Source organism: Spirosoma oryzae, assembly GCF_003002825.1.
Classification (GTDB): Bacteria; Bacteroidota; Bacteroidia; order Cytophagales; family Spirosomataceae; genus Spirosoma; species Spirosoma oryzae.
The window spans coordinates 30,876-52,413 of sequence record NZ_PVTE01000026.1; the positions used below are offsets into that span (position 1 = coordinate 30,876).

At 54.4% G+C, this 21,538-nt stretch carries 18 protein-coding genes; 7 read left to right on the top strand and 11 right to left on the bottom strand.

Features of this window, described 5'->3' with window-relative positions; all coding sequences use genetic code 11:
- Window positions 1-139 precede the first annotated feature (139 nt).
- Entirely contained in the window at window positions 140-991 is an 852-nt protein-coding gene (locus CLV58_RS22710) for a tetratricopeptide repeat protein (protein ID WP_106140130.1), read from the bottom strand.
- A gap of 32 nt (window positions 992-1,023) precedes the next feature.
- The gene (locus CLV58_RS22715) at window positions 1,024-1,326 is read right to left on the bottom strand and encodes an HU family DNA-binding protein (protein ID WP_106140131.1); all 303 of its coding nucleotides are present in this window, start codon (window positions 1,324-1,326) and stop codon (window positions 1,024-1,026) included.
- 142 nt (window positions 1,327-1,468) lie between these two features.
- Between CLV58_RS22715 and mutY the strand changes: the two genes are divergently transcribed.
- From mutY to gldE, 3 genes are all read left to right on the top strand, one after another.
- Window positions 1,469-2,557 carry an A/G-specific adenine glycosylase gene (gene mutY, locus CLV58_RS22720; protein WP_106140132.1) on the top strand — a complete coding sequence of 363 codons (1,089 nt, stop codon included), beginning with the start codon at window positions 1,469-1,471 and terminating at the stop codon, window positions 2,555-2,557.
- 72 nt (window positions 2,558-2,629) lie between these two features.
- Window positions 2,630-3,166, top strand: coding sequence for a single-stranded DNA-binding protein (locus CLV58_RS22725; protein WP_106140133.1), 537 nt, complete (start codon window positions 2,630-2,632; stop codon window positions 3,164-3,166).
- A gap of 31 nt (window positions 3,167-3,197) precedes the next feature.
- Window positions 3,198-4,535 (top strand): gliding motility-associated protein GldE, encoded by a 1,338-nt coding sequence (gene gldE / locus CLV58_RS22730; protein ID WP_106140134.1) that lies wholly within the window; start codon window positions 3,198-3,200, stop codon window positions 4,533-4,535.
- A 203-nt stretch (window positions 4,536-4,738) separates the two neighbouring features.
- Here gldE and CLV58_RS22735 read toward each other — a convergent pair whose 3' ends face one another.
- Window positions 4,739-5,785, bottom strand: a complete 1,047-nt coding sequence (locus tag CLV58_RS22735; RefSeq protein WP_106140135.1) for an LBF_2804 family protein — start codon at window positions 5,783-5,785, stop codon at window positions 4,739-4,741.
- Window positions 5,786-5,995: 210 nt separating this feature from the next.
- On the opposite strand from CLV58_RS22735, the gene CLV58_RS22740 reads away from it, so the two are divergent.
- A complete protein-coding gene (locus tag CLV58_RS22740; protein WP_245882425.1) occupies window positions 5,996-7,018 on the top strand; it encodes a DUF3500 domain-containing protein in 1,023 nt (340 codons plus the stop codon).
- 76 nt (window positions 7,019-7,094) lie between these two features.
- Complete coding sequence (locus CLV58_RS22745; RefSeq protein ID WP_106140137.1) at window positions 7,095-8,699, top strand: S8 family peptidase; 1,605 nt, start codon at window positions 7,095-7,097, stop codon at window positions 8,697-8,699.
- A 77-nt stretch (window positions 8,700-8,776) separates the two neighbouring features.
- Here CLV58_RS22745 and CLV58_RS22750 read toward each other — a convergent pair whose 3' ends face one another.
- The 6 genes from CLV58_RS22750 to CLV58_RS22775 form a co-directional block, all read right to left on the bottom strand.
- On the bottom strand, window positions 8,777-10,072 hold the full coding sequence (locus CLV58_RS22750; protein WP_106140138.1) for a hypothetical protein: 1,296 nt from the start codon (window positions 10,070-10,072) through the stop codon (window positions 8,777-8,779).
- A 2-nt stretch (window positions 10,073-10,074) separates the two neighbouring features.
- Complete coding sequence (locus CLV58_RS22755; RefSeq protein ID WP_146141512.1) at window positions 10,075-10,422, bottom strand: hypothetical protein; 348 nt, start codon at window positions 10,420-10,422, stop codon at window positions 10,075-10,077.
- Window positions 10,423-10,480: 58 nt separating this feature from the next.
- Complete coding sequence (locus tag CLV58_RS22760; RefSeq protein WP_106140140.1) at window positions 10,481-12,079, bottom strand: lytic transglycosylase domain-containing protein; 1,599 nt, start codon at window positions 12,077-12,079, stop codon at window positions 10,481-10,483.
- 111 nt (window positions 12,080-12,190) lie between these two features.
- On the bottom strand, window positions 12,191-13,615 hold the full coding sequence (gene gatA, locus CLV58_RS22765; RefSeq protein WP_106140141.1) for an Asp-tRNA(Asn)/Glu-tRNA(Gln) amidotransferase subunit GatA: 1,425 nt from the start codon (window positions 13,613-13,615) through the stop codon (window positions 12,191-12,193).
- A gap of 193 nt (window positions 13,616-13,808) precedes the next feature.
- Complete coding sequence (locus CLV58_RS22770; RefSeq protein ID WP_425443549.1) at window positions 13,809-14,024, bottom strand: Sec-independent protein translocase subunit TatA/TatB; 216 nt, start codon at window positions 14,022-14,024, stop codon at window positions 13,809-13,811.
- A gap of 69 nt (window positions 14,025-14,093) precedes the next feature.
- The gene (locus CLV58_RS22775; protein WP_106140143.1) at window positions 14,094-14,552 is read right to left on the bottom strand and encodes a YkvA family protein; all 459 of its coding nucleotides are present in this window, start codon (window positions 14,550-14,552) and stop codon (window positions 14,094-14,096) included.
- A 223-nt stretch (window positions 14,553-14,775) separates the two neighbouring features.
- Between CLV58_RS22775 and mdh the strand changes: the two genes are divergently transcribed.
- Together mdh and CLV58_RS22785 are read left to right on the top strand one after the other, a co-directional pair.
- Complete coding sequence (gene mdh, locus CLV58_RS22780) at window positions 14,776-15,711, top strand: malate dehydrogenase (protein WP_106140144.1); 936 nt, start codon at window positions 14,776-14,778, stop codon at window positions 15,709-15,711.
- A 302-nt stretch (window positions 15,712-16,013) separates the two neighbouring features.
- Complete coding sequence (locus CLV58_RS22785; RefSeq protein WP_106140145.1) at window positions 16,014-16,673, top strand: hypothetical protein; 660 nt, start codon at window positions 16,014-16,016, stop codon at window positions 16,671-16,673.
- Between the two features lie 75 nt (window positions 16,674-16,748).
- On the opposite strand, the gene CLV58_RS22790 is transcribed toward CLV58_RS22785, so the two are convergent.
- Both CLV58_RS22790 and CLV58_RS22795 read right to left on the bottom strand, forming a co-directional pair.
- Window positions 16,749-18,170 carry a hypothetical protein gene (locus CLV58_RS22790; RefSeq protein ID WP_106140146.1) on the bottom strand — a complete coding sequence of 474 codons (1,422 nt, stop codon included), beginning with the start codon at window positions 18,168-18,170 and terminating at the stop codon, window positions 16,749-16,751.
- Between the two features lie 159 nt (window positions 18,171-18,329).
- On the bottom strand, window positions 18,330-21,479 hold the full coding sequence (locus CLV58_RS22795; protein ID WP_106140147.1) for an efflux RND transporter permease subunit: 3,150 nt from the start codon (window positions 21,477-21,479) through the stop codon (window positions 18,330-18,332).
- Window positions 21,480-21,538: the final 59 nt, after the last annotated feature.

The following is a 21,538-nucleotide window of genomic DNA, read 5'->3' on the forward strand; positions in this document are numbered from 1 at the left end:
TGAGTGGCAATCTTGTGCCGCTTCCGTTTTTTACCGCAAGGCATAATGCAAACAGTGTTTAATGGTTATATGTAAGTCGGTCGGCCACCCGGCCAACCCCGAATTCAATGCATGTGCTAACTACCACGCTGCATTCGTTTTATTTCAGCCGATCTTCGTACTCGTGAATCGCGGCTAAAATCTGCGGATCTTTCTCCTGGGTTTTCACCTCGGCAAGGACCTGCTTTGCTTCTGATTTCTGACCTGACTCGGCCAGGCTGACACCTAAATAAAACTTGGCCTTTCGGCTAGCTGGATTGTTGACCAGAATCTGACGGAATCGCTCCACCGCCCGGCCGTACTGCCCTGACCGCATCGACAGCATCCCCAGATTAAACAACGCGAGTTCGTTGTTCGGGTCCTGCTGTAACACCGACCGCAGCAAGGCGATACCCTGCATTGGATTGTCGGTATTGACGTAGGTCATGGCCATATTGGCTTTTGCTGCCAGCAGATTCGGATTTTTGTCCAGCAACTGCTGGTAAAACATCCGGGTCTGTTGACCCAAGGCCGCCGTTTTGGCTTCATCGACGGCAAAGGTATAGGCTTCAAAATACTGGTCACCCGCCCGAAGCAGATTTTGCTCTGTCGGCTGGGCTTTCGCTACCAAACCGGCGTAGTGAGCCGCACTGTCGTAACGACTCGCTTTCCGGAATGTGTCAATAAGTTGATCTGCGGCTTTAGCCTGTTGGGCCGGAGCCGCCGTCAGATACGCCGTCCGCAGGCTGTTAAGGCGCTGCTGTTGTTCGGGCGTCATCGGCGCTTCATGAATTTCAGACCGGTCGACTGTGGCACCGGATGTCGTAGGCTGCGCGCCTGCTGACGTACGTTCGCCCATGCTGGCCGATCCAAGCTGCTTGCTTTCGTTGCGTACAACTACCTTCGGCCGGGTATACAACCCCACCGTCAGCAACGACGCCAGCACGACCACTAACAGCACGTATTTATTCATAAAGCTTTGGGGAAACAGGGTGTACTTGCTGATTACTCAGCGGCAACTTTGGTTTTTTCGCTGGTTTTAACCTGCTCAACAAACACCTTAGCCGGCTTGAAGCTGGGGATAAAATGTTCATCGATCACCATGGCGGTGTTTTGCGAAATGTTACGGGCTACTTTCTTAGCTCTTTTTTTGTTGATGAAACTGCCGAACCCTCTCACATAAATGTTCTCTCCCTCGGCCAGCGAGTCTTTCACCACCGTAAAGAAGGTTTCGAGTGTGTTTGTCACTTCAACCTTATCAATTCCGGTCTTATCGGCGATCTCTGCAATTACGTCTGCTTTCGTCACGACTTCTTAAACTTTAACGTTTACTGTGTTGTTGAAAAATTCAGGTGTCAAAAATGAGACCGCAAATGTAGGCCTTTCCGGTTTATTTAAAAAGTAACGACCGGTCGTTTTTACTCCCAGGACCGCATTTTTCCATTTTATTTTGGATTGGCAATCAGACGCTAACGCCGTGAAAGCGGCATTTGCTCCTACTCTCGAAGGGTGGTACGAGCGGCACCGACGCGACCTGCCATGGCGCCACACACGTGACCCCTACAGGATCTGGCTTTCGGAGGTAATTCTGCAACAAACCCGGGTGGCGCAGGGTAGACCTTACTATGAGCGGTTCGTGGAAGCGTACCCAACCGTCACCGATCTGGCGCTGGCCGATGAGCGCGAATTACTGCGACTTTGGCAGGGCCTGGGCTACTACTCGCGTGCCCGGAATCTGCACCAGACTGCCCGCTACATAACCGAGCAACTGAATGCAGAGTTTCCGGCGACGTTCGATGGTTTGCTATCGCTCAAAGGAATTGGCGTGTATACCGCAGCTGCGGTGGCCTCCTTCGCGTTTGGCGAGCGGGTACCCGTAGTCGACGGCAATGTGTATCGGGTACTGGCCCGCGTGTTCGGCATCACGGAGGACATAACAACGACGGGGGCGAAGAAAACCTTTGCTAAACTGGCCAGCGAGTTGATTCAACCGGCCAGTGATCCGGCAACGTACAATCAGGCGATTATGGAATTTGGCGCTATTCAATGTACGCCCGTTTCGCCCGATTGTCTGTTATGTCCGCTTCAGCAGTCGTGTAATGCGTACCAGACGGGCCGACAGCAGCGATTACCCGTGAAGGCAAAGAAAGAACCCGTCCGGAATCGGTATTTCAATTACCTGGTGTTGCGGCAGAACGGTAAGCTGGTGATGCGCGAGCGAACGGCGCGTGATATTTGGCAAAATCTGTACGATTTCTGGCTGGTGGAAACCGACGAACCCATTACGGCGTTGACTGACCTGAATCTGCCCGATGAGTTGGCTAAACTGGTGCAGCAGGGGAGGCTAACGGGTAATCCAGTGCCGCTTACGCAGTTACTCTCGCACCAGCGAATTCGGGGCCAGTTCTTCCTGGTCGATCTGCCCGACACGGTATCTATGCCATTGCCGACGGGGTTTGGACAGTATTCTATGGATGAAATAAACCAGTTGCCGAAGCCGGTTCTGGTTACGACGTATTTGAACGAATGGCTTGGATAAATAGGTAAGATTCAGTATCTTTATCTGTTCTAATCCACCTTATTTTTACAACACAACAAGCGAAAACAGCATATGGCAAGCTTGAATAAAATGACCATTATCGGCAACCTGGGGGCCGATCCTGAAGTACGTTATCTCGACGGTGGAGCCGTGGTTGCCACGTTCAACGTCGCTACAACGGAAAAATATACTAACCGCAACGGCGAAAAGGTCGAACAGACCGAATGGTTCCGCGTTGAACTCTGGAACGAACAGGCCAAGGTTGCCGAGAAGTACTTGAAGAAAGGTAATTCCGTCTACGTGGAAGGCCGCCTGCGGACGGAACTTTGGACCGATAAAGAAGGTAAAGAACGGACTTCGCTGCGCGTACGGGCTAACACCATGCAACTGCTGGGTAGCCCCAACAGCGATGGTGGTGCCGATAATCAGTACGAAGCGTCCCGGCAACAGGCCGCTTCGGCACCGCAGCAAGCAGCACCCCGTCAGCAGGCGGCACCGGCCCCCCAGCAGTCGGCTCCGCGTCCGCAGGCACCCGTGCAGCAAACGCGTCCGCAGCGGCAGCCTGAACCCGCGCCCTTCGACGGTGGCGATGACGACTTACCGTTCTAAGCCCCGCATTGCTTACTAAGATTCACAATACATGGACCCTGGTGATCCGCTTTCTCGACAGGTGCTCTCAGCCGATTTAGGCTGGGGCACCTATCTTACGTTATTTGGCCCGTATCTGGCGCTTGTTCTGCTGCTGATTACGCTGGCTGGTCTGGTTTCCGCTTCTGAAGCCGCCTTTTTCTCGCTTTCACCCGACGACCGGAGTCGCTGCCGGCAAAGCGGTGAGCCGGGCTACCAGCAAATTGCCACCTTGTTGGAGCGGCCGAAACGGCTGCTGGCATCGCTGGTTATCTTCAATAACATCGTCAACTTCGCCATTGTCGTTATCATCAGTTTCCTGACCTGGGAATACATGCACGACACGAATCAGTCGAACTGGTTGCTGGTTGGCGTAACCACACTGACGACATTGGCTATCGTGCTTTTCGGCGAGATCGTTCCGAAAGTGTATGCCAGCCAGAACAACCTGCGGGTTGCCCGCCGGACGGCTACACTAGCCTCAATCGGGTTAACCATTTTCCGGCCCTTGGCGGTATTACTGGTGAATCTGAGTAATCAGGTTGACAAGCGTATCGAACGACGGGGGTACAAACTATCGGTGGAGGAGTTAAGTCAGGCCGTAGAGCTGACTGGGTCCGAAGCGACCACCGAAGAAAAAGAGATTCTGAAAGGGATCGTCAATTTTAGCAACCTGACTGCCCGGCAGGTGATGCGCTCCCGGCTCGATATTTCCGCTGTCTGCGATGATCTTACATTTTCGGAACTGATCGAGCAGATCAATGCATCGGGCTATTCACGGGTGCCGGTATATGGCGAGTCGCTCGATACGGTCGAAGGTATCGTCTACATAAAAGACTTGCTGCCGCACATTCACGCCGATGACTCATTCAACTGGCAGTCGCTGATGCGGCCGGTATTCTTTATTCCTGAAAACAAGAAGGTCGACGATCTACTACAGGACTTTCAGAAGAAGCGGGTACACATGGCCATCGTCGTTGACGAATACGGCGGTACGCGCGGGCTGGTGACGCTCGAAGACATTATCGAAGAAATCTTTGGGGATATCAACGACGAATTCGACGATGAAACGCCGGAAGGCTATCAGCGTGAGGACGAGCGGACGGTAGTATTCGAAGGAAAGACTCCGCTCACGGACGTGTGCCGGGTGTTGAATGTCGACGCGACTACCTTTGAAACGATTCAGGGCGACAGCGAGTCGCTGGGTGGTTTGCTGCTCGAACTGTTTGGGCGACTACCCACTACGGGTGATGAATCAGAATACGCCGGGTTTAATTTTACCGTAACAGACGCGGATGATAAGCGAATCAACGCGGTTCGGGTCACGAAGCTGGACAAATCTCCGGCTTAATTTCGTCGCTGCGGTGTCAATTCTAGAAGCCTGAACGGTTCTGCTCTGTATAGACAAGTTCAGAGTCAAAACATTGACTGTCAAAGAAAGGGAGGTGAAATGATGCGACAAGCTGACTTTTACCTCCTTTTCTTGTTTGTCTTCATTAGTCTGCGTCTTCGCAGGTTCAGCCATCTTTCTTCTTTGTCTAATTTCCTTCTTCGCTATAGCCACAAACCTTTTCCCGCAATGTAATCGTCGCGGAGCTGCTTTATGTCATTCATTGTGTACGTCAGCAGTTTCTGATCCTGTAACTGCTTCAGCCGCTTACGCTCTGTGCCGGTGAAATGGCCGTCGATAAGCATGCTGAATAGCAACAACCGCTCGACACTGCGTTGCATAGCAACTGGTAACGCTGCCATTTTGGGCATAAAATCGTCGGGAGCGTGGGGGAGGACGGCAGCACTGACACGATCCGTCAGGGTTTCAGCCAATAGCAGGTGAACGTATATGTGCAGGCTGGATAGAATACCGGCAAAGTTGAGTGCATCGGTCACGATCTCCTGAAATTGCTCATCGGTATGCCATTCTTCGCGTAACTCATTGACGAAACTACGGATGGTCAGCGGAGCAAGAATACGAATCCGCAGTTCGAACTGTACGCGCCAGGCACGGTACACGAGCCATCCCGTGTACAGGATTAGCCCAATCCCGACTGCAATCGACGGCGATAAATAGGCCGATAGCCATTGACTAACGAGGGTACTGACAATGAAGCCGATTACGGTACTGACTGCGAAGTAAATCAGAAGCCCCGACCGCGACCAGGCCATGTACGCTCTGATTCCCACGCCAAGTCGAAATGGTTGCCGCTTTGAACGGGCCATCCGGAACATCGTCTCAGTATGGTATTCGTAACGGAGATCATGCAGGCGCGGAAACTGACAAATCTGCGCAATTGCTTTAGCTCCCAATCGATTCACTGCCGTAGTCAAATACACCGCCAGATAAAGCAGCAACAGTGCGTACAGGATTGTAATCAGTGGTAGCGTAACGGTCGAGTTAGCAAAGGCTACGTCGGTCTTCGCGAAAAAGTCGGGCCAGGACAAACGGGAGAACTGAAACAGGAGTACGGTCAGCGCGCTGATGAATCCCGTTGTGAAGAGTGTTGCGTAGACAACGCGTTGGGTAAGGAAAATCTCAACGTCGCTCATCACGTAAGGCTCATCGGTCGGATGACTTGCATCGAGTGCCCGGCGCAGATAGCGCATGGTCAGATGATCCAATAGTCCGGTAGAGTCTTGCGGAGGCCGTGTAGACATGGTGGGTAGGCCAGAGATTTATTTTCTTTTAACTAGCAAACAGTGCTGGTTGTTGATTAAAAAGTGGGAGGGTTGCTTATGCGTACGACAGGGCTACTAGTTGTCTATGGTGTAGTGAACGCACTGATTTGTTGGGGTATACCAGCACAGGGCCAGTCGGTGACAAACGCTGCAAAAGCGGCTACCGACCTGCGGGACGATATACAGACGCATGCGAAGACTTTTCTTCAGTCATTGACGGCGGAGCAGCGAAAGCAGGCCGTGTTTCGGTTTGACGACGAAGAGCGTTTCGACTGGCACTATATTCCCCGCGACCGAAAGGGGGTGCCCCTTCGCGCCATGAATGCTGCGCAGAAGCAGGCGGCATTGCAACTGCTGAAAAGTAGTCTGAGCCAGGAAGGATACGACAAAGCACGCGGTATCATGGCGTTGGAAAATGTGCTGCGTGTAATCGAAAATCGCCCGGCAAATGATACGTACCGCGACCCGGATCAATACGCTTTTTCAGTTTTCGGTGATCCTTCCGGCAAGGAGCCCTGGAGCTGGCGCGTCGATGGACATCATCTGGCGATGCAGTTTCTGATTGTAGCAGGGCCGAGCGGGGAAGGGCGCGTGCTGGCACAAACCCCTATCTTCTTTGGCAGCAATCCGGCGGTTGTGCGAATCGATGGCCCGGAGAAGGGAAAGCAGGTGCTAAAAGAAGAAACGATGCATGCCTTCGCATTGCTGGCGTCGCTCGACACGGCCCAGGTCAGGCGGGCCACGTTAGCTGCTGTGGCCTATCCGGATATCGTAACCGGCAACCGACGCAAACTGTCGCTCGACCGAATGGATGGTCTGCGTATGGGCGATATGACACCAACCCAACGAGCCTTGTTCACGGACTTGCTGAAGGTGTACATGGGACGTTATCGGGTTACGCTGGCGAAACAGCAGTTGGATAAGCTAACGAAAGCCGGACTTGACGAACTGCGCTTTGCCTGGGCGGGCGACCTGACCCCAACGGTCGGGGCCGGCAAAGGCTGGTACTACCGGATTCATGGCCCAACCATACTGATTGAATACGACAATACACAGACAAACGCCAACCACATTCATACCGTCGTACGCGACCTGACAAACGATTTTGGCATGGACGCGCTGGAGGAACACTACCGTAATAGTCTGCATAGCAAGCCGTAAGAAAGATTTTAACCTTTTTTACGAGATTGTGAACAGGGAGTGGGCTTGTTTTACGCAAAAATTTCGTTCTCTGTGCATGAAGAAAATCATCCTATGGGCGTCGGCCGGGCTGTGTATGGCGGCAACGGCATCGGCGCAGGAAACGCAGTGGTATCTGCGCGATAAAACAGACAGTACGGCGAGTATCAGTGTCGATCGGGCCTACCGCGAACTACTGGCCAATAGAAAACCTACCCCCGTGCTTGTCGCTGTCATCGACGGCGGTATCGATACGAGCCACGTCGATCTTAAAAGCGTGCTCTGGACAAATCCCCGCGAAATCCCCGGCAACGGCATCGACGATGATAAGAATGGCTACGTCGATGATATTCATGGCTGGAATTTTATCGGCGGTAAAGATGGGCGGAACGTCAGCTACGAGACGGTAGAGATTACCCGGATTTACAACAAACTACGGTCGCAATACGAAGGCAAAGACCGGAAGACGTTGAAGCCCGCCCAGCAGAAAGAGTACGATCTGTACGTAAAAGCGAAGAATGAGGTTACCAAGAACCAGGCGCAGTACAAGTCGCAGTACGAAGGGATTCACGGCTTTTACACGCAGTACGCGATGGCGGTCGACGCGATCAAACAGGCGTTGAACGTTCCTAAACTCGACACGGCAACGCTGGCTAAAGCACTTGATACGCTGTCGAATGCCGAGTTGCGCCGGCCGGTTGGCGGTATTCTACAGGTATTGCGTCAGCAGGGCGTTGCCGATGCTGAAGTAATGAAATCGGAGCTGGGTAAGTACGACGAGCAGCTGAAAACCCGTGCCGAATACAACTACAACCCCGATTTCGACAGCCGCAGTATTGTGGGCGACAACCCGGATGATGTCAATCAGCGGAATTACGGTAATGCCGATATTAACGGACCCGATCCCGATCACGGGACGCACGTAGCCGGTATTATCGGTGCCGACCGGACCAACAATCTGGGGGTAATGGGTATCGCTGACGCCGTAAAAATCATGGGTGTGCGGGCTGTTCCCAATGGCGACGAACGCGATAAGGATATAGCCAACGCGATCCGGTACGCCGTCGATAATGGGGCGCAGATCATTAACATGAGTTTTGGCAAAGATTATTCGCCCCAGCGTAAGGCGGTGGAAGATGCCGAACGTTACGCGTACTCGAAGGGGGTGTTGCTGATTCACGCGGCTGGTAACGATGGAAAAGACATCGATACCGCGATGAACTATCCGGCTCCGCGCTTTGAAGATGGAACGGCGGTACCGAACGTAATTACGGTAGGAGCTAGTGCAGAACCCGTCAACAACGAACTGGTCGCCAGCTTTTCGAACTACGGTAAGCGCGACGTCGACGTGTTTGCACCGGGCAAAGAAATCTATTCGACCGTACCAGGCAGCAAATACGAGAACAACAACGGTACCAGCATGGCCTCGCCCGTTGTAGCCGGTGTTGCTGCCGTGCTCAAGTCGTACTTTCCCAAGCTGACCTATGCCGATATCAAGCGAATCATTCTGGCGTCGGCCACGCCGTACCATGTGAAAGTGCGTCGTCCGGAATCGAGCACGATGGTCGACTTTGCGACCCTGTCGAAAACGGGTGGCGTTGTCAATCTGTACGAAGCGGTGAAGCTGGCACTGGCCGAGGAGAAGTCAAAATCCGGTAAGTAAACCGGAAGAAACCCATTTGTTGCCCCGACCGATTTATCAGTACTGGTGGTTTCGGTCGGGGCAATTTTTTGTCCCGGTTAGTCGGCGATTTTTACGGTCGGACCGCTTAAGCCAGCGTTGAAGCTAAGGATGGAAATCAGATTACCGTTGAATTCCGTGTTCAGCGAGAAATTGCGGCCCAACGCATATGCCAGCACAAAACGATCTGACAGGTGATACTCGAAACCCATCGCCAGCCGGTAATCCTGATCGCTGCGCAGCAGCCGGTCAGTTTGGCCCGTCGGCAGGGAAGTCCGTTGCAGCGTCGTGTTCTGAAACCGATGAATGTATTCGATCGACAGTGACAGCCGGCGCCAGTTTGCCGCCACCCGACTGCCAACGTCCCAGTTGCGCGTCGGGTCCGTAACGACCTGATTGCTCATGAACCGCACCAACCCCAGTACTTCTAGATTGACATTGTTCCAGATCCAGCTGCCACCCGGCGTAGCCCAGATACCGTACTTGGCCAGCGTCGAATAATCAAAGTCGTTGGTTGGAAATTCGACCGACGAAGCAGCCGCGACGTCCATGCGGAAGCCTTTGCGGAAATAATAGTGTCGCTCTACTTTTTTGGCCAGTTCCGCCAGTTTATAGGTCTTGTCGTAGTCGCTCAGTTTCAGAATCATCTGCCCCAACAGTAGCTGACACTGGGCATTATTTTCGGGATAACGGCCCAGCAATACCGATTCGACTACGTCGATTTGCAACTGGGTAAAATCGCGGATATACGCTTTGTCGGTAATACGATCGTTGATGACGATGCCGAATTCCTTATCCAGGTAAGCCCGGAGTGCGTTACCGTTGGCAAAGGTCTTGCCCCGACCGGCTTCCAGAATGTAGCGGGCTGGGGCAATGATAGCAATTCGACTCGTCAGGGCGGCCAGATCAGTATCGAAAGCCGTTGTCAGTTGACCGGGGAAAAGCGTTGCCCGCAGACCGAAGCCTACTTGCTGAATCGTCCGGGTCGAGTCGAACAGGCTAGCCCGGCGACCGGTAGCTACCGAAATCGAAAACGACTGTTTCAATGAGGCTCCCGTCGTCGGGTTCATCAGCTGCCGTACGCTGATGTCGCGTGGCTTAAACCAGTAGGGCGTAACCTCCAGCGCGTAATTAACGGGAATTTGCCAGGAGCTACCCGAACTGAAATTCGTCAGCAAGGCTGTTTCGAGCGCCTTGTAACTTTTCGGCCGGGCAATTTCTGCGGGCTGAACGCCGAGGATTGTCGTGGCGGGCGACGAAACCGCGTGTAGATCATCGACCCGCAGATCCTGCGCGTTGACCAGTAAGGGGAGGGCGACCAGTCCGGGCAGCCAGCGAAAGGAGGAGTGGCGCATGGTCAGACGAAGGAAAGGGTGATGCTGTAACTGACGGTACCGTTATCGGCATCGGCGTCGGCAGTGAACGGGGCGAACCGATGATCGTTGACCACAAACCAAAGGCTGGTGCGGTTCGTAAAGGGATTGGTATCCGTAACCAGCGTAACCGTCAGTAACGATTTACCCCGAAGCTCGGCCGGGTGGCCAAGTGCGTAGTTGACGATGTTGCCGTAGGCGTACCGGCCCGTAAAATCCTTGAAAACCGTGTAGTTAACGTCGCCATCGCCCCCACGTATGGTCAACAGGACCGGCTGAGTAGCGGGGTAACTTGATAAGTCTACGAGTAAGGAGCTAGTGAAGTCGCGCATAACCGTAAACCTACGAAAAGACTGTGTATCAGCAAGCTTACGTTCGTGAACGGCCCACTTACCCTACGATCAGCTTCTGCCCCGGCCGTAACGACGTGGTTTTGATGTTGTTAAGCTTCTTTAGCCGGTCGATGGTCAGACCGTCGTAACGCTGGGCAATATTCCAGAGTGTGTCGCCATCCTGGACGCGGTGGTACCGGGGTTTGATGTGTCTTGTTTTGGCAACAGCTTCCGCTTTATGACGTGCTTTGGCCGTGCCCTGCTCCGCCAGTCGCTCCGAGCGGGTTTCAGCCGCTTCTTTCAGGATCGTCAGCGTCTGACCCGGCTGTAGTGTGTTCGATTTGAGGTGATTCCAGCGTTTCAGGTCGTACAGGTCGACATGATACCGGTCGGCTATATCGCCCAGATTGTCTTTCCGTTTGACGACGTACGTTTGTTTCTTCGGCTTCTTCAGCACGACCGTTTCGATGTCTTCGTCGGTCTCATCGGCTGGTTCTGCCACCGCGAGTTTAGCCGCTACGGCTGCTTTTCGCGCCGACTCCGTGCCGGGCTCTTCCTCACCAGTCATGGGTGTCGGCGACGCAAGTGCGAGCCCGTTGGCACCAAGCCGGTTCCAGCCACTCATCGAATCGTTGCCATAGCGAACGTCTTCACCCTTCGCCATCAGCATATGGTCCATAACGACCGGCATGCGACTGGCCGAATCCATGATGGCCTGGCGATGACTGCGTACGTAGGCAACATGCTGCCGGGGAACGCGCAACGGATAGTGATCGGTGTACTCGGGTAGAATGGTTGTCGTGACAGCCGGGTTCATCCGTTGCAACTCGGCCAGCGGGACACGACCGTGTTTGGCAAACGTTTCCAGATTGAAATAACCCGTAATCTGCATTGTGTCCGTCGGGATGGGGTACTGGAAATTTTCGCCGACGATGCCGTGGTCGGCTGCGTGGTTAAGGATGTACGTAAACGCCACAAATTGCGGTACGTAACCGCGCGTCTCCTTCGGTAGTGCGTCGTAGATGGCGTAATACGTCGTACCGCCCGTCCGGCGCATCGCTCGTTTGACGACGCCCGGCCCGCAGTTGTAGGCGGCCATGGCTAATTCCCAGTCCTCGAAAATGGTATATAGATCGCGCAGGTATTTGCAGGCCGCTTCGGTGGCTTTTACCGGGTCCATACGCTCGTCGACATAATCGTCCTGGTACAGTTTCATGTCGCGGCCGGTACCGGGCATGAACTGCCACAGACCACCCGCCCCCGCATGTGACACCGCCCGTGGGTTTAGCGATGACTCAACGACCGAGAGGTATTTCAACTCGTCGGGCATGTCGTACTGCGCCAGCATTTTTTCGTAAAGCGGAAAAAACAGCGGTATTCGCTCAAGCATCAGTTTGGTCGTGCTGGCCCGGCGAAACGTAAAATAATCGACGTACGCCTGAACCGCTTTATGATAGTTCAGCGGAATGTCTTTCTGGAGTTTGGCCAGCCGTAGCTTCAGCAGCGTATCGGGAACGGTCGGGACGGCGGCAACCGTGTCCCGTCGGGTAGCGGTGCTGTCGGTGGTTTGAGCCCGGCTGGGCGCGTAGGAGGTAAGAAACAGGCCTGTCAGGCTACAAATTAGCAACGCTTGCCGCAGATACTGGTTCAGACGCATACGATTTACTGTTGTTGACTGGTCGATGGCCCGCAGGCAACCACATCGACGGTTCAGGTAATGGGTATTCAGTTAAAATAGCCAATAGCCATTTACTTACTCATCAGGCGCTCACTGCAACGATTGGGCCACAGTTAGCAGGCGCTCCTCAGCGAAGGGGGGCGTCATCAGTTGCAGGCCAATGGGCAGGGCCGGTTCGCTACCGTCATGCCCGTTCGGAATCGACACGGCCGGATAGCCGACTACATTAGCCAGAACGGTGAAAATGTCGCCTAAGTACATTTGGAGCGGATCGCTGGTTTTTTCGCCGAGCCGGTAAGCTGTTGTTGGCGTAGTCGGCGATAGCAGGACGTCGTATTGGGTAAACAGCCGCTCCATTTCCTGCTGCATGAGTCGGCGAACGCGTTGTGCTTTTGTGTAATACGCGTCGTAGTAGCTGGCACTGAGGACAAACGTACCAAGCAGAATCCGCCGACGCACTTCCGCGCCGAAGCCTTCCGTCCGGCTGCGCTTGTACATCGTAATCAGGTCCGTACTATCGGGACTGCGGTAGCCGTAACGAACCCCATCGAAACGCGACAGATTCGACGATGCTTCGGCGGTTGTCAGGATGTAGTAGGTAGGAAGCAGGTATTTCAGCAGACTGATGTCGACAGCGTCGACCTGATGGCCGGCCGCGCGGAGCTGATCCAGTTTCTGCCGGGTGGCTTCGCGGATGGCCGGATCGACGCCTTCGCTATCGATGCCTTCGCGCAGATACGCCACGCGCAACGGCTTGACCGGGGCTGTTACGGCTTGCGTATACGCGCCAACCGGCTGTGTCGACACGGTGCTGTCGAACCCATCGGGACCGGCCATGATTTCCAGCAGCAGGGCTACGTCGGCGAGGGTGTTGGCTATGGGACCGATGCAATCGAACGACGATGCGTAGGCAACGAGTCCCCAGCGGCTGATGCGCCCGTACGTCGGTTTCAGGCCCACCACGCCACAGAACGCTGCCGGCTGGCGGACGGAGCCGCCGGTGTCTGAACCGATACTGGCCAGACACAACCCAGCCTGCACGGCTACGGCTGATCCGCCACTCGATCCGCCCGGTACCCGCGTTGGGTCAGCTGCGTTCCGAACGGGGCCAAAAGCTGAATTTTCATTCGACGAACCCATGGCAAATTCGTCGCAGTTCTGCCGGCCGATAACGATGGCATCTTCGGCCAGCAGTCGTTCGACGGCGGTACCGGTAAACTGAGCGGTGAAATTGTCGAGGATATGGCTACCCGCCCGTAACCCATGCCCGGCATGGCTCAGAACATCTTTCAATCCAATGACCATACCGGCCAAGCGCCCTGCCGTACCATTGGCCAGTTTCCGGTCGACCTGTTCGGCCTGTACCCGGCTTTCATCGGTATACACCTGCGTGAATACGTTGAGGTGAGCCTGTTCGGCGATGCGGTCGAGATAGTGATCGACTAACTGGCGGCAGGTGATCGATCCGGCTTTCAGATCGGTCTGTACGGCGGCAAAGGAGCGGTATTCAGTCAAAACAAACGAACGATTGGTTAACGAAGAGCGGCCGTTTGTCCGTTGGTCGAGTAGCTATTTTGCTACGACAGGCTACTACAAACAGAACAAACCGGCTGACACTCACGCAAAGAACGGAATAAAATAAAAACGGACAAGCAGATCACTCCGGTTTGGAATGAGCTGCTTGTCCGTTTTTATGCTGTGAACCCGACTACTTCGAGTGCGAGTGCGTATCCGTTTCTTTAAGGCTGTCTTCGATGTTCTCCCGAACATCTTTCGTCGCGTCCTTAAACTCGCGGATGCCTTTACCAAGACCCCGTGCGAGTTCGGGGATCTTCTTCGCGCCGAACAGCAGGAGCAGTGCCAGGAAAATAAGGATCATCTCCTGACTGCCCAAACCCAATACTGCAAAAATGCTTGAAACCATGATCGTTAGGATTTGACTATGTACAAAAGTAAAAAACTCTGCTAAACTACCCTAGCAGACTAGGCTGAATTAACCAATCTTAATTACCTGCGACTGCCCGGCGGTTTCGGCTGTGGGCTGCGCCGTCAGCTCCCATTGCCGAAACTTCTCTATGTCATCTTTTATGCCGCTAAACAGCCACAGCATCAGGGCAATATCGTCGGTTATCCCGACAACCGGCAGAAAGTCGGGCAAAATATCGATTGGCGACACAAAGTAAATCAGTACGGCAATGACCCGAATCAGGGTTTTCCAGGGGAGTTGCCGGTAATCGCCCGACGCGTATGCCTTCAGCAATCGGGTTACGATACTGAGTTGCTCGCGAAAGACGCCAATGTTCTTACCCGACAGGCCACCACTTTTGTCCAGTGCCTCGCGGATCAGCTGATACAGGCTGCGGGTGTTACGAGCATACCGAACCGCGCCGATGTTGGCACGTTTAAAAAACAGTGACGTGAGGATACGAGTTATGAGACTTTTATTTGCCATTTGGTCGTGATGATCGTTACCAGTTAGACAACGGCCGGAGTGTTTTGTTTAAGCCGGTCCAGTGAGTGGTACTCGTTTCGTTCGTCATCGTAACAAAATAATTCTTTAAATAATCTACAAACTCACCAAAGGGCGTCTAAGTTTGCGCACGACTCAGTTGGTTTGTCGGCGGGCAGCGCCTTACTTTGCCCGTAATCGTTAACCCTTTAATCCAGATTGCTGTATGAAAGTGACTGTGGTAGGAGCCGGAGCCGTTGGGGCTACCTGCGCCGACAACATTGCCCGCCGGGAATTAGCACACGAAGTCGTTTTGCTGGACATCAAGGAAGGCATTAGCGAGGGTAAATCGCTCGACATGCTCCAGGCGTCAACGCTGCTCGACTGCGACATTAAGCTGACGGGCTCTACTAATGATTACGAAAAAACAGCCGGTTCGGATGTTGTCGTCATAACATCGGGTCTGCCGCGCAAACCTGGAATGACCCGCGAAGACCTGATTGGTATCAACGCCGGGATCGTAAAAGGGGTTACCGAAAACATCCTGAAACACTCGCCAGACGCGATTTTCGTCATTATCTCCAACCCAATGGATACCATGACGTACCTGGCGCTGAAATCGTCGGGATTGCCTAAAAATCGTGTAATCGGTCTGGGCGGAGCACTCGATTCGGCCCGCTTCAAAACGTATCTGTCGCTCGCCATGAACTGCTCGCCCAACGATATTCAGGCGTCCGTAATCGGTGGTCACGGCGACACGACGATGATTCCGCTGACCCGGCTGGCTACGAAAGGCGGTGTGCCGGTCAGTAATTTCCTGGACGAAGAAACGCTGAAAAAAGTAGCGGCCGACACGATGGTGGGCGGGGCTACCCTGACGGGCCTGATCGGAACGTCGGCCTGGTACGCACCCGGTGCGGCCGGCGCGTATATGGTCGAGAGTATCCTGCGCGACCAGAAACGGGTCATTCCGTCCTGCGTCCTGCTCGAAGGCGAATACGGTCAGTCGGATATCTGTCTGGGCGTGCCGGTGGTGCTGGGCCGCAATGGCTGGGAAGAAATCATCGATTATAAACTGAACGATGAGGAGCAGGCCGCCTTCAACAAATCGGCTGATGCCGTCCGGAGCATGAACGGTGTACTGAGTACGCTGAACGTGTAAGGTTTACAATGCTCAGGTCATGGTAAGAGCGGTGGGCAGATGTAATATCCGCCTACCGCTCTTTTGCTGATACCTACTGGCATTTGGTGACGTACCCAAAACGGCGCGCTGTAAATGGAGGAAGCTCAACAAGTCGAAAGCCGCTCCTGGCGTAGAGAAAGGTAATTTGCAGCCCCAGCGCAGTGCTTGGCCAACGCGCGTTGAACTACCGTTCACGAAGTACTACCGCTCGTTCACTGGGTGGCTATTGCTAATCAGCGGTAGCGGATGCAGCTTTGGGGGCACGTAACTTCACTAAAGCAATGAAAACGTTTACCCTGTTGGCGGCTCTCGTAGCCGTGACCACGCTGAGCACGGCACAGACCCGTGAGATTTACACCAACGCCAATTTCAAAACGCTGGCCAAAGATCACAAGGTGCTGGCGGTACTCCCCTTCAAAACGACACTCCAGCTACGACCCAAAGAAGTGGAGAAAAACGGCGGTCCGGCGGGTGTTGCCGCGCTGGAAAAACGCGAAGGACTTGACGTACAGAGCGCTGTTCACTCGTATTTCCTCAAGCGAAAAGAAAGCAAAGACCTGATCGTCGACGTGCAGGACGTCAACCGGACCAACGCATTACTGGAGCGAAACGCGGTGACCTACGAAACGCTGTCGAGTTTTATGCCCGAAGAACTGGCGAAAATGCTGGGCGTCGATGGTATTGTTTCCGGAACGTTCGAAAGCACGCAGCCCATGTCGAACGGAGCAGCCATTGCCATGTCGCTGGCCGTTGGGTTTGCCGGTCCGACGAATACGGGTAAAACGACGATCAGCATCAACGACGGTAAAACGGGCGACCTGCTCTGGAAATACGACAAGACGCTGTCGCGTGGGTTCGGTAGCAACACCAGTACGATCATCACGACCATTATGCGGAAAGCGTCGCGGCAACTGCCTTACGACAAAGATTACCGGGATTAGTTCACCGCCTGCCCAACGAAAAAGCCCGTCAGCAGTTGACGGGCTTTTTCGTTGATGCGAGAACGATTACTGAAGCTAGATGAACAACTGATACTGTAACGTGAGCTGGCCACGGCGACCGGCCGGGGTGAACAGATTGCCGTCGGCGCGATAAGACGGGCGGTTTTGATAGTCCAGCGTGAACTTGGCGTTATGGCCGTTGATCAGGTAGTTGACCCCGAGGTTATAGACGCCCAGCGGCTGCGTAATGCGGTCGTAAGTAGCAATCTGTGCTTGGGCATACGGCATCAGCGTACCGCGACCGCTACCAAACAGATTCCGTTTCATTAGATAACCGACCTGTCCGTAGACGACGCTGCCGGTGCCGAACATGGGAAAGGCGTTGCCCTGCGTGCCCGCCGGAAAACCAGCCGCAATACCACTCGCCGGATTCATAATGCCGTTGAATCGTAGGTAGTTGGGGCCGTAGTTGGTGCTGAAATAACCGAGGTAAGCATTGATGGCCGTACCCCTCGTTTTGTTGAGCGGCATGTCGAGAAACGAGGCTACCGACCACAGGTTCATCGGGTGGTACAGCGTATCGCCCCCAACGGTGGTTGCCGTTGCCTGCTGCTGTGTGATAAAACCCGCTTCCAGATTGACGATTTTGCGGGCACCGAGATACGTACCAGTGTTGTAGCCGGGTGTCTGATGCGCTTCCCTGTCGAAGAACTGCCACATGAAAAAGCCCTGATACTGCTTCCGATGACCCTTTAACGCAAACTGGGCATTCTGGCTGTAGCTGGGCAAAGCCGCCCCGCTTGTCTGGATCGGGAAGGGGTCAGACATAGCGATCCGGTAGTCGAGCCGACCAACCTGCCCACGGGCGTACAGACTTAACTTACGGGCAAACTCGTCCGTCTGGTCGACGGTCGCCTGGGCGAAAACGGGTACGTCCATACTCATGATGGTTGCCACGCTGGGGCCGCTAAACCGCGACAGACCGTTGACGATGGTCAGGCCATAGCCGATGTTGAGCAGGTTTCGGTTTTTGAAGACCAGGTATTCGCCCACGGCGTCGTGAAAGAACGGCTGAACCTTCCGGTTCGACGTGGCCGTCGGGCTGAAGCCGCCGTTGAGGTAGTTGAAGTTGTTCAGCCCGAACTGAAAATAAATAAAGACGTGATCGCTGAGCTGACCGAATAGCTGCATCCGGGTCCGACGCAGTCCGATGTCGACCGTGCTGGTGTTGGGTTCCTGAATAACCGTCGAGCCGGGATTACTCTGGTTGACTCGTAGCCAGGCCTGATTCAGAAAGGTAGCCTTGATGAAGTGCGTGCCCGACGCGTTGAGGCTGTATTTGAGTTCGTTCTTGTCGACCCCCGCCGGTGTGGCCGCTATCGCCGGATCGCGTGATGGCAGACTGTCAGTCGTCGGGTTGACGGCCCGTTGCGCAACACTGATCTGGCTGATGAACAGTAAAATACACAACCCTATTGTTCTGGAAAATGAAAGCATAGGCGATGGTTAAACGGAGCGTAAAGCGGTAAACGCGTCGGTAAAAGTAAGCCCGGATGATGAGCAATGACGGGATACTGCCTGAACAGACGTTTCTCAAAAACAAAAAGGGACTGCCCGACGAGCAGTCCCTTCTGATAACGAGCCGACCATACCGGCCTATACTTCGGCCGATTCGCGGGTAACGGGTTTGTTCTTCTTGCCGGAAATCCGGTTCCAGACGCGCCCTGCCGCATTGAATCCATTCTCAAACGTCAGGTATACCGTCGGAACGAGCACCAGCGTCAGCAGCAGCGAACTGATCAGACCGCCGATGATTACCCAGGCCAGTCCGTTTTTCGATTCGGAGCCGTCGCCGGTAGCCAGTGCCATGGGCAACAGACCGATAGCCATCGCGATCGTTGTCATCAGAATCGGACGAATCCGTTCACGACCGGCTTCAATCAGTGCTTCGATTGTGCTCTTACCTTCCTCTTTCTGCGCGTTGGCAAAGTCGACCAGCAGAATCGCGTTTTTCGCGACCAGACCGATCAGCATAATCATACCCAGCATTACGAAGAACGAAATCGACTCACGGGTCAGGGCCAGCGCCAGGAAGGCACCGATGACGGCCATCGGAATCGAGAACAGGACGACGAACGGACGGAAGTACGAGTTATACAGCGCCACCATCAGCAGGTAAACGAAGGTAATGGCTAGTCCGAGCGCAATACCCAGGCTACCGAAGGCATCGGCCTGCCGTTCCAGATCACCCTTCAGGGCGTACGTAACACCGCCTGGCAACTCCGTCTTTTTCAGAATAGCGTCGATCTCGGCACCGACCGTACCAATCGGCCGACCAACGACGTTGGAGTTGACCGATAGCGAACCGACCCGGTTGTAGCGTGAGAGCTGCGTAGCGCCGGTACCCAGCGTGAGATCGGCGATTTGGTCGACTTCGATCAGGTTACCCTGTGCGTCGGGGACGGTCAGGCTACCAACGTCATTTTTACTTTGCCGGTTGAACCGGTCCAGCTCGACGCGGATGTCGTAGTCGCGGTTGCCGATGCGGTATTTACTGTCCGTATTACCCGAGAAAGCCGTTTGCAGCGTAGCCCCGACGTTTGCCACCGATACACCATACTGCGCCATCTTCCGGCGATCGAGGTTGACTTTCAGCTCTGGTTTAGGATCATCGACCGATAGTTCGACATCAGTCGTACCACTAACCGACGACACGATTTTCTTCACAATTGCGGCCGACTTTTCGAGGTCTGCCTGTGAATTGCCCTGGAGCAGAATCTGAATCGGCGTCGCGTTGGCACCACCCGTAATCCCGACCGGTGCCGATTTAACGTTCAGCCCGGCGATTTTCATGATTTGCGCTTTCTGTTCAGCCGCAAACTGGTCGATGGTGATGCTCCGCTGATCCTTGGGGACGATGGTTACCGTAATCTCCGCCTTGTGGTAGGGCGTCGACCCCAGGCCACCGCCCTGCGATGAGCTGGAGTAGCCTACGTTGCTGTTGACCTTCGTGACCAGCGGATTGGCCATCAGCTGCTTCTCGATGGTCTGACAGATCCGGTTGGTTTCAGCCAGACTGTTGAATGGCTCACCCTCGACCTGAATGATGAATTCACCCTGGTCACTCTGCGGGAAGAACGTCGTTCCGATAAAGCCACCGGCTACCAGCCCGATCGAGCCGACGAACAGCACGATAGCGGTCAGGTATACCCACCGTTTGTGGAACAAGCCCCAGCGCAACAGCTTGGCATACCCGTCTTTCAGCGAATCGAACTGGTGCTCGAACGCTTTCAGGAACCGCTTACCAAGACCGGGGCCGTTGAGGTCGGTTTCTTTGGCGAAGCGCGACGCCAGCAGGGGCGTAATCGTAAACGAAACGATCAGCGACATCAGCGTCGAGAATACGACGACCAGCGAGAACTCCCGGATGATGTTGGCGATCAGGCCCTGTACGAACACCAGCGGCAGAAATACCACTACGTCGACCATCGTGATGGCGACAGCCGTAAAGCCAATCTCGTTCCGTCCGTCGAGCGATGCCTGCCGACGGTTTTTGCCCATCTCCAGGTGCCGATAAATGTTTTCCAGGACCACAATCGAGTCATCGACCAGAATACCGACGACCAGCGAAAGGGCCATCAGTGTCATCAGATTGAGCGTAAAGCCCAGCAGGTACATTGGTACGAACACCGAAATAATCGACGCCGGTACCGAGACCATCACGATGAACGCATTCCGCAGGCTATGCAGGAAAAGCAGCATCACCAGTGCTACCAGCACAACGGCAAATTCAAGGTCGAAAATCACTCCCTCGGCCGAAGCCAGTGTGTATGTCGATGAGTCGCTGGTAACTTCGAACTTCAGGCCGATGTTGGCATACTGCTTTTCAATGTTGCCCAGAATAGCCCGTACCCGCTGACTGATTTCGACGGCGTTGGCATCGGTTTGCTTCTGAATCGTTATCCCGACCGACTCGCGGCCGTTGATCCGGTTAATCGTCGTGGCGTCGGCAGCGCCATCGGTAATAGTGGCTACGTCGCTCAGGAGAATCTTGGTGCCGTCGGGCGAGGTTCTGAGCGCAGCGTTCCGTATCTGATCAATGCTGGTAAACTTACCCGATAGCCGGATGGCGTATTGCGCCCGGTCTGTTTCGATCTTACCCGTCGGGTAGTCGAGGTTGGCCGCGTTGATAGCCTGGCTGACCTGCGCTACCGACAGGTTGAAATTCTTCAGCTTGTTCGGGTCGATACCGATGCGAATTTCGCGCTCGCGGCCACCCGTCAGCGATACCTGTCCGACCCCGTCGACCTTGGTCAACTGGGTTCGAATCTGATCGTCGACGAGGTCGTAGAGTTTGGTCGGTTCGAGGTTCGCCCGGACGCCCATCCGCAGAACAGGCAGGTCGTCGGTCGAGAATTTGAGCAGTGTCGGCGAATTTACTTCGTCGGGTAACTGCGACAGAACGGCGTTGATTTTTCGCTGCGCGTCTTCCAGCGCCTGATTGGGGTCGGCGCTGGCGTTGAGTTCTACCTGAATGGTGGACAGCCCTTCCTGACTGGTGGAACTGATGTTTTTCAGGTTTTCAATGGACGATACGGCGTCTTCGAGTTTCCGGGTGACGGAGTTTTCTACCTCACCGGCCGCAGCGCCCGGATACGTCGTCAGAATCGTCACCACCGACGCGTCGAATTTGGGCAGCAGGGTGTAGTTCAGGCTCTTGTACGAGATGAACCCCAGCAGCCCCAGCACGGTAAAGGCCACGACAACCAGCGTCGGTCGTTTAATGGCAATCTCTGTTACTGACATATGAGTTTGTAGTTTGTAGTTCGTGGTTTGTTGTTCGGAGTTTAAGTCAGGTCGTTTAC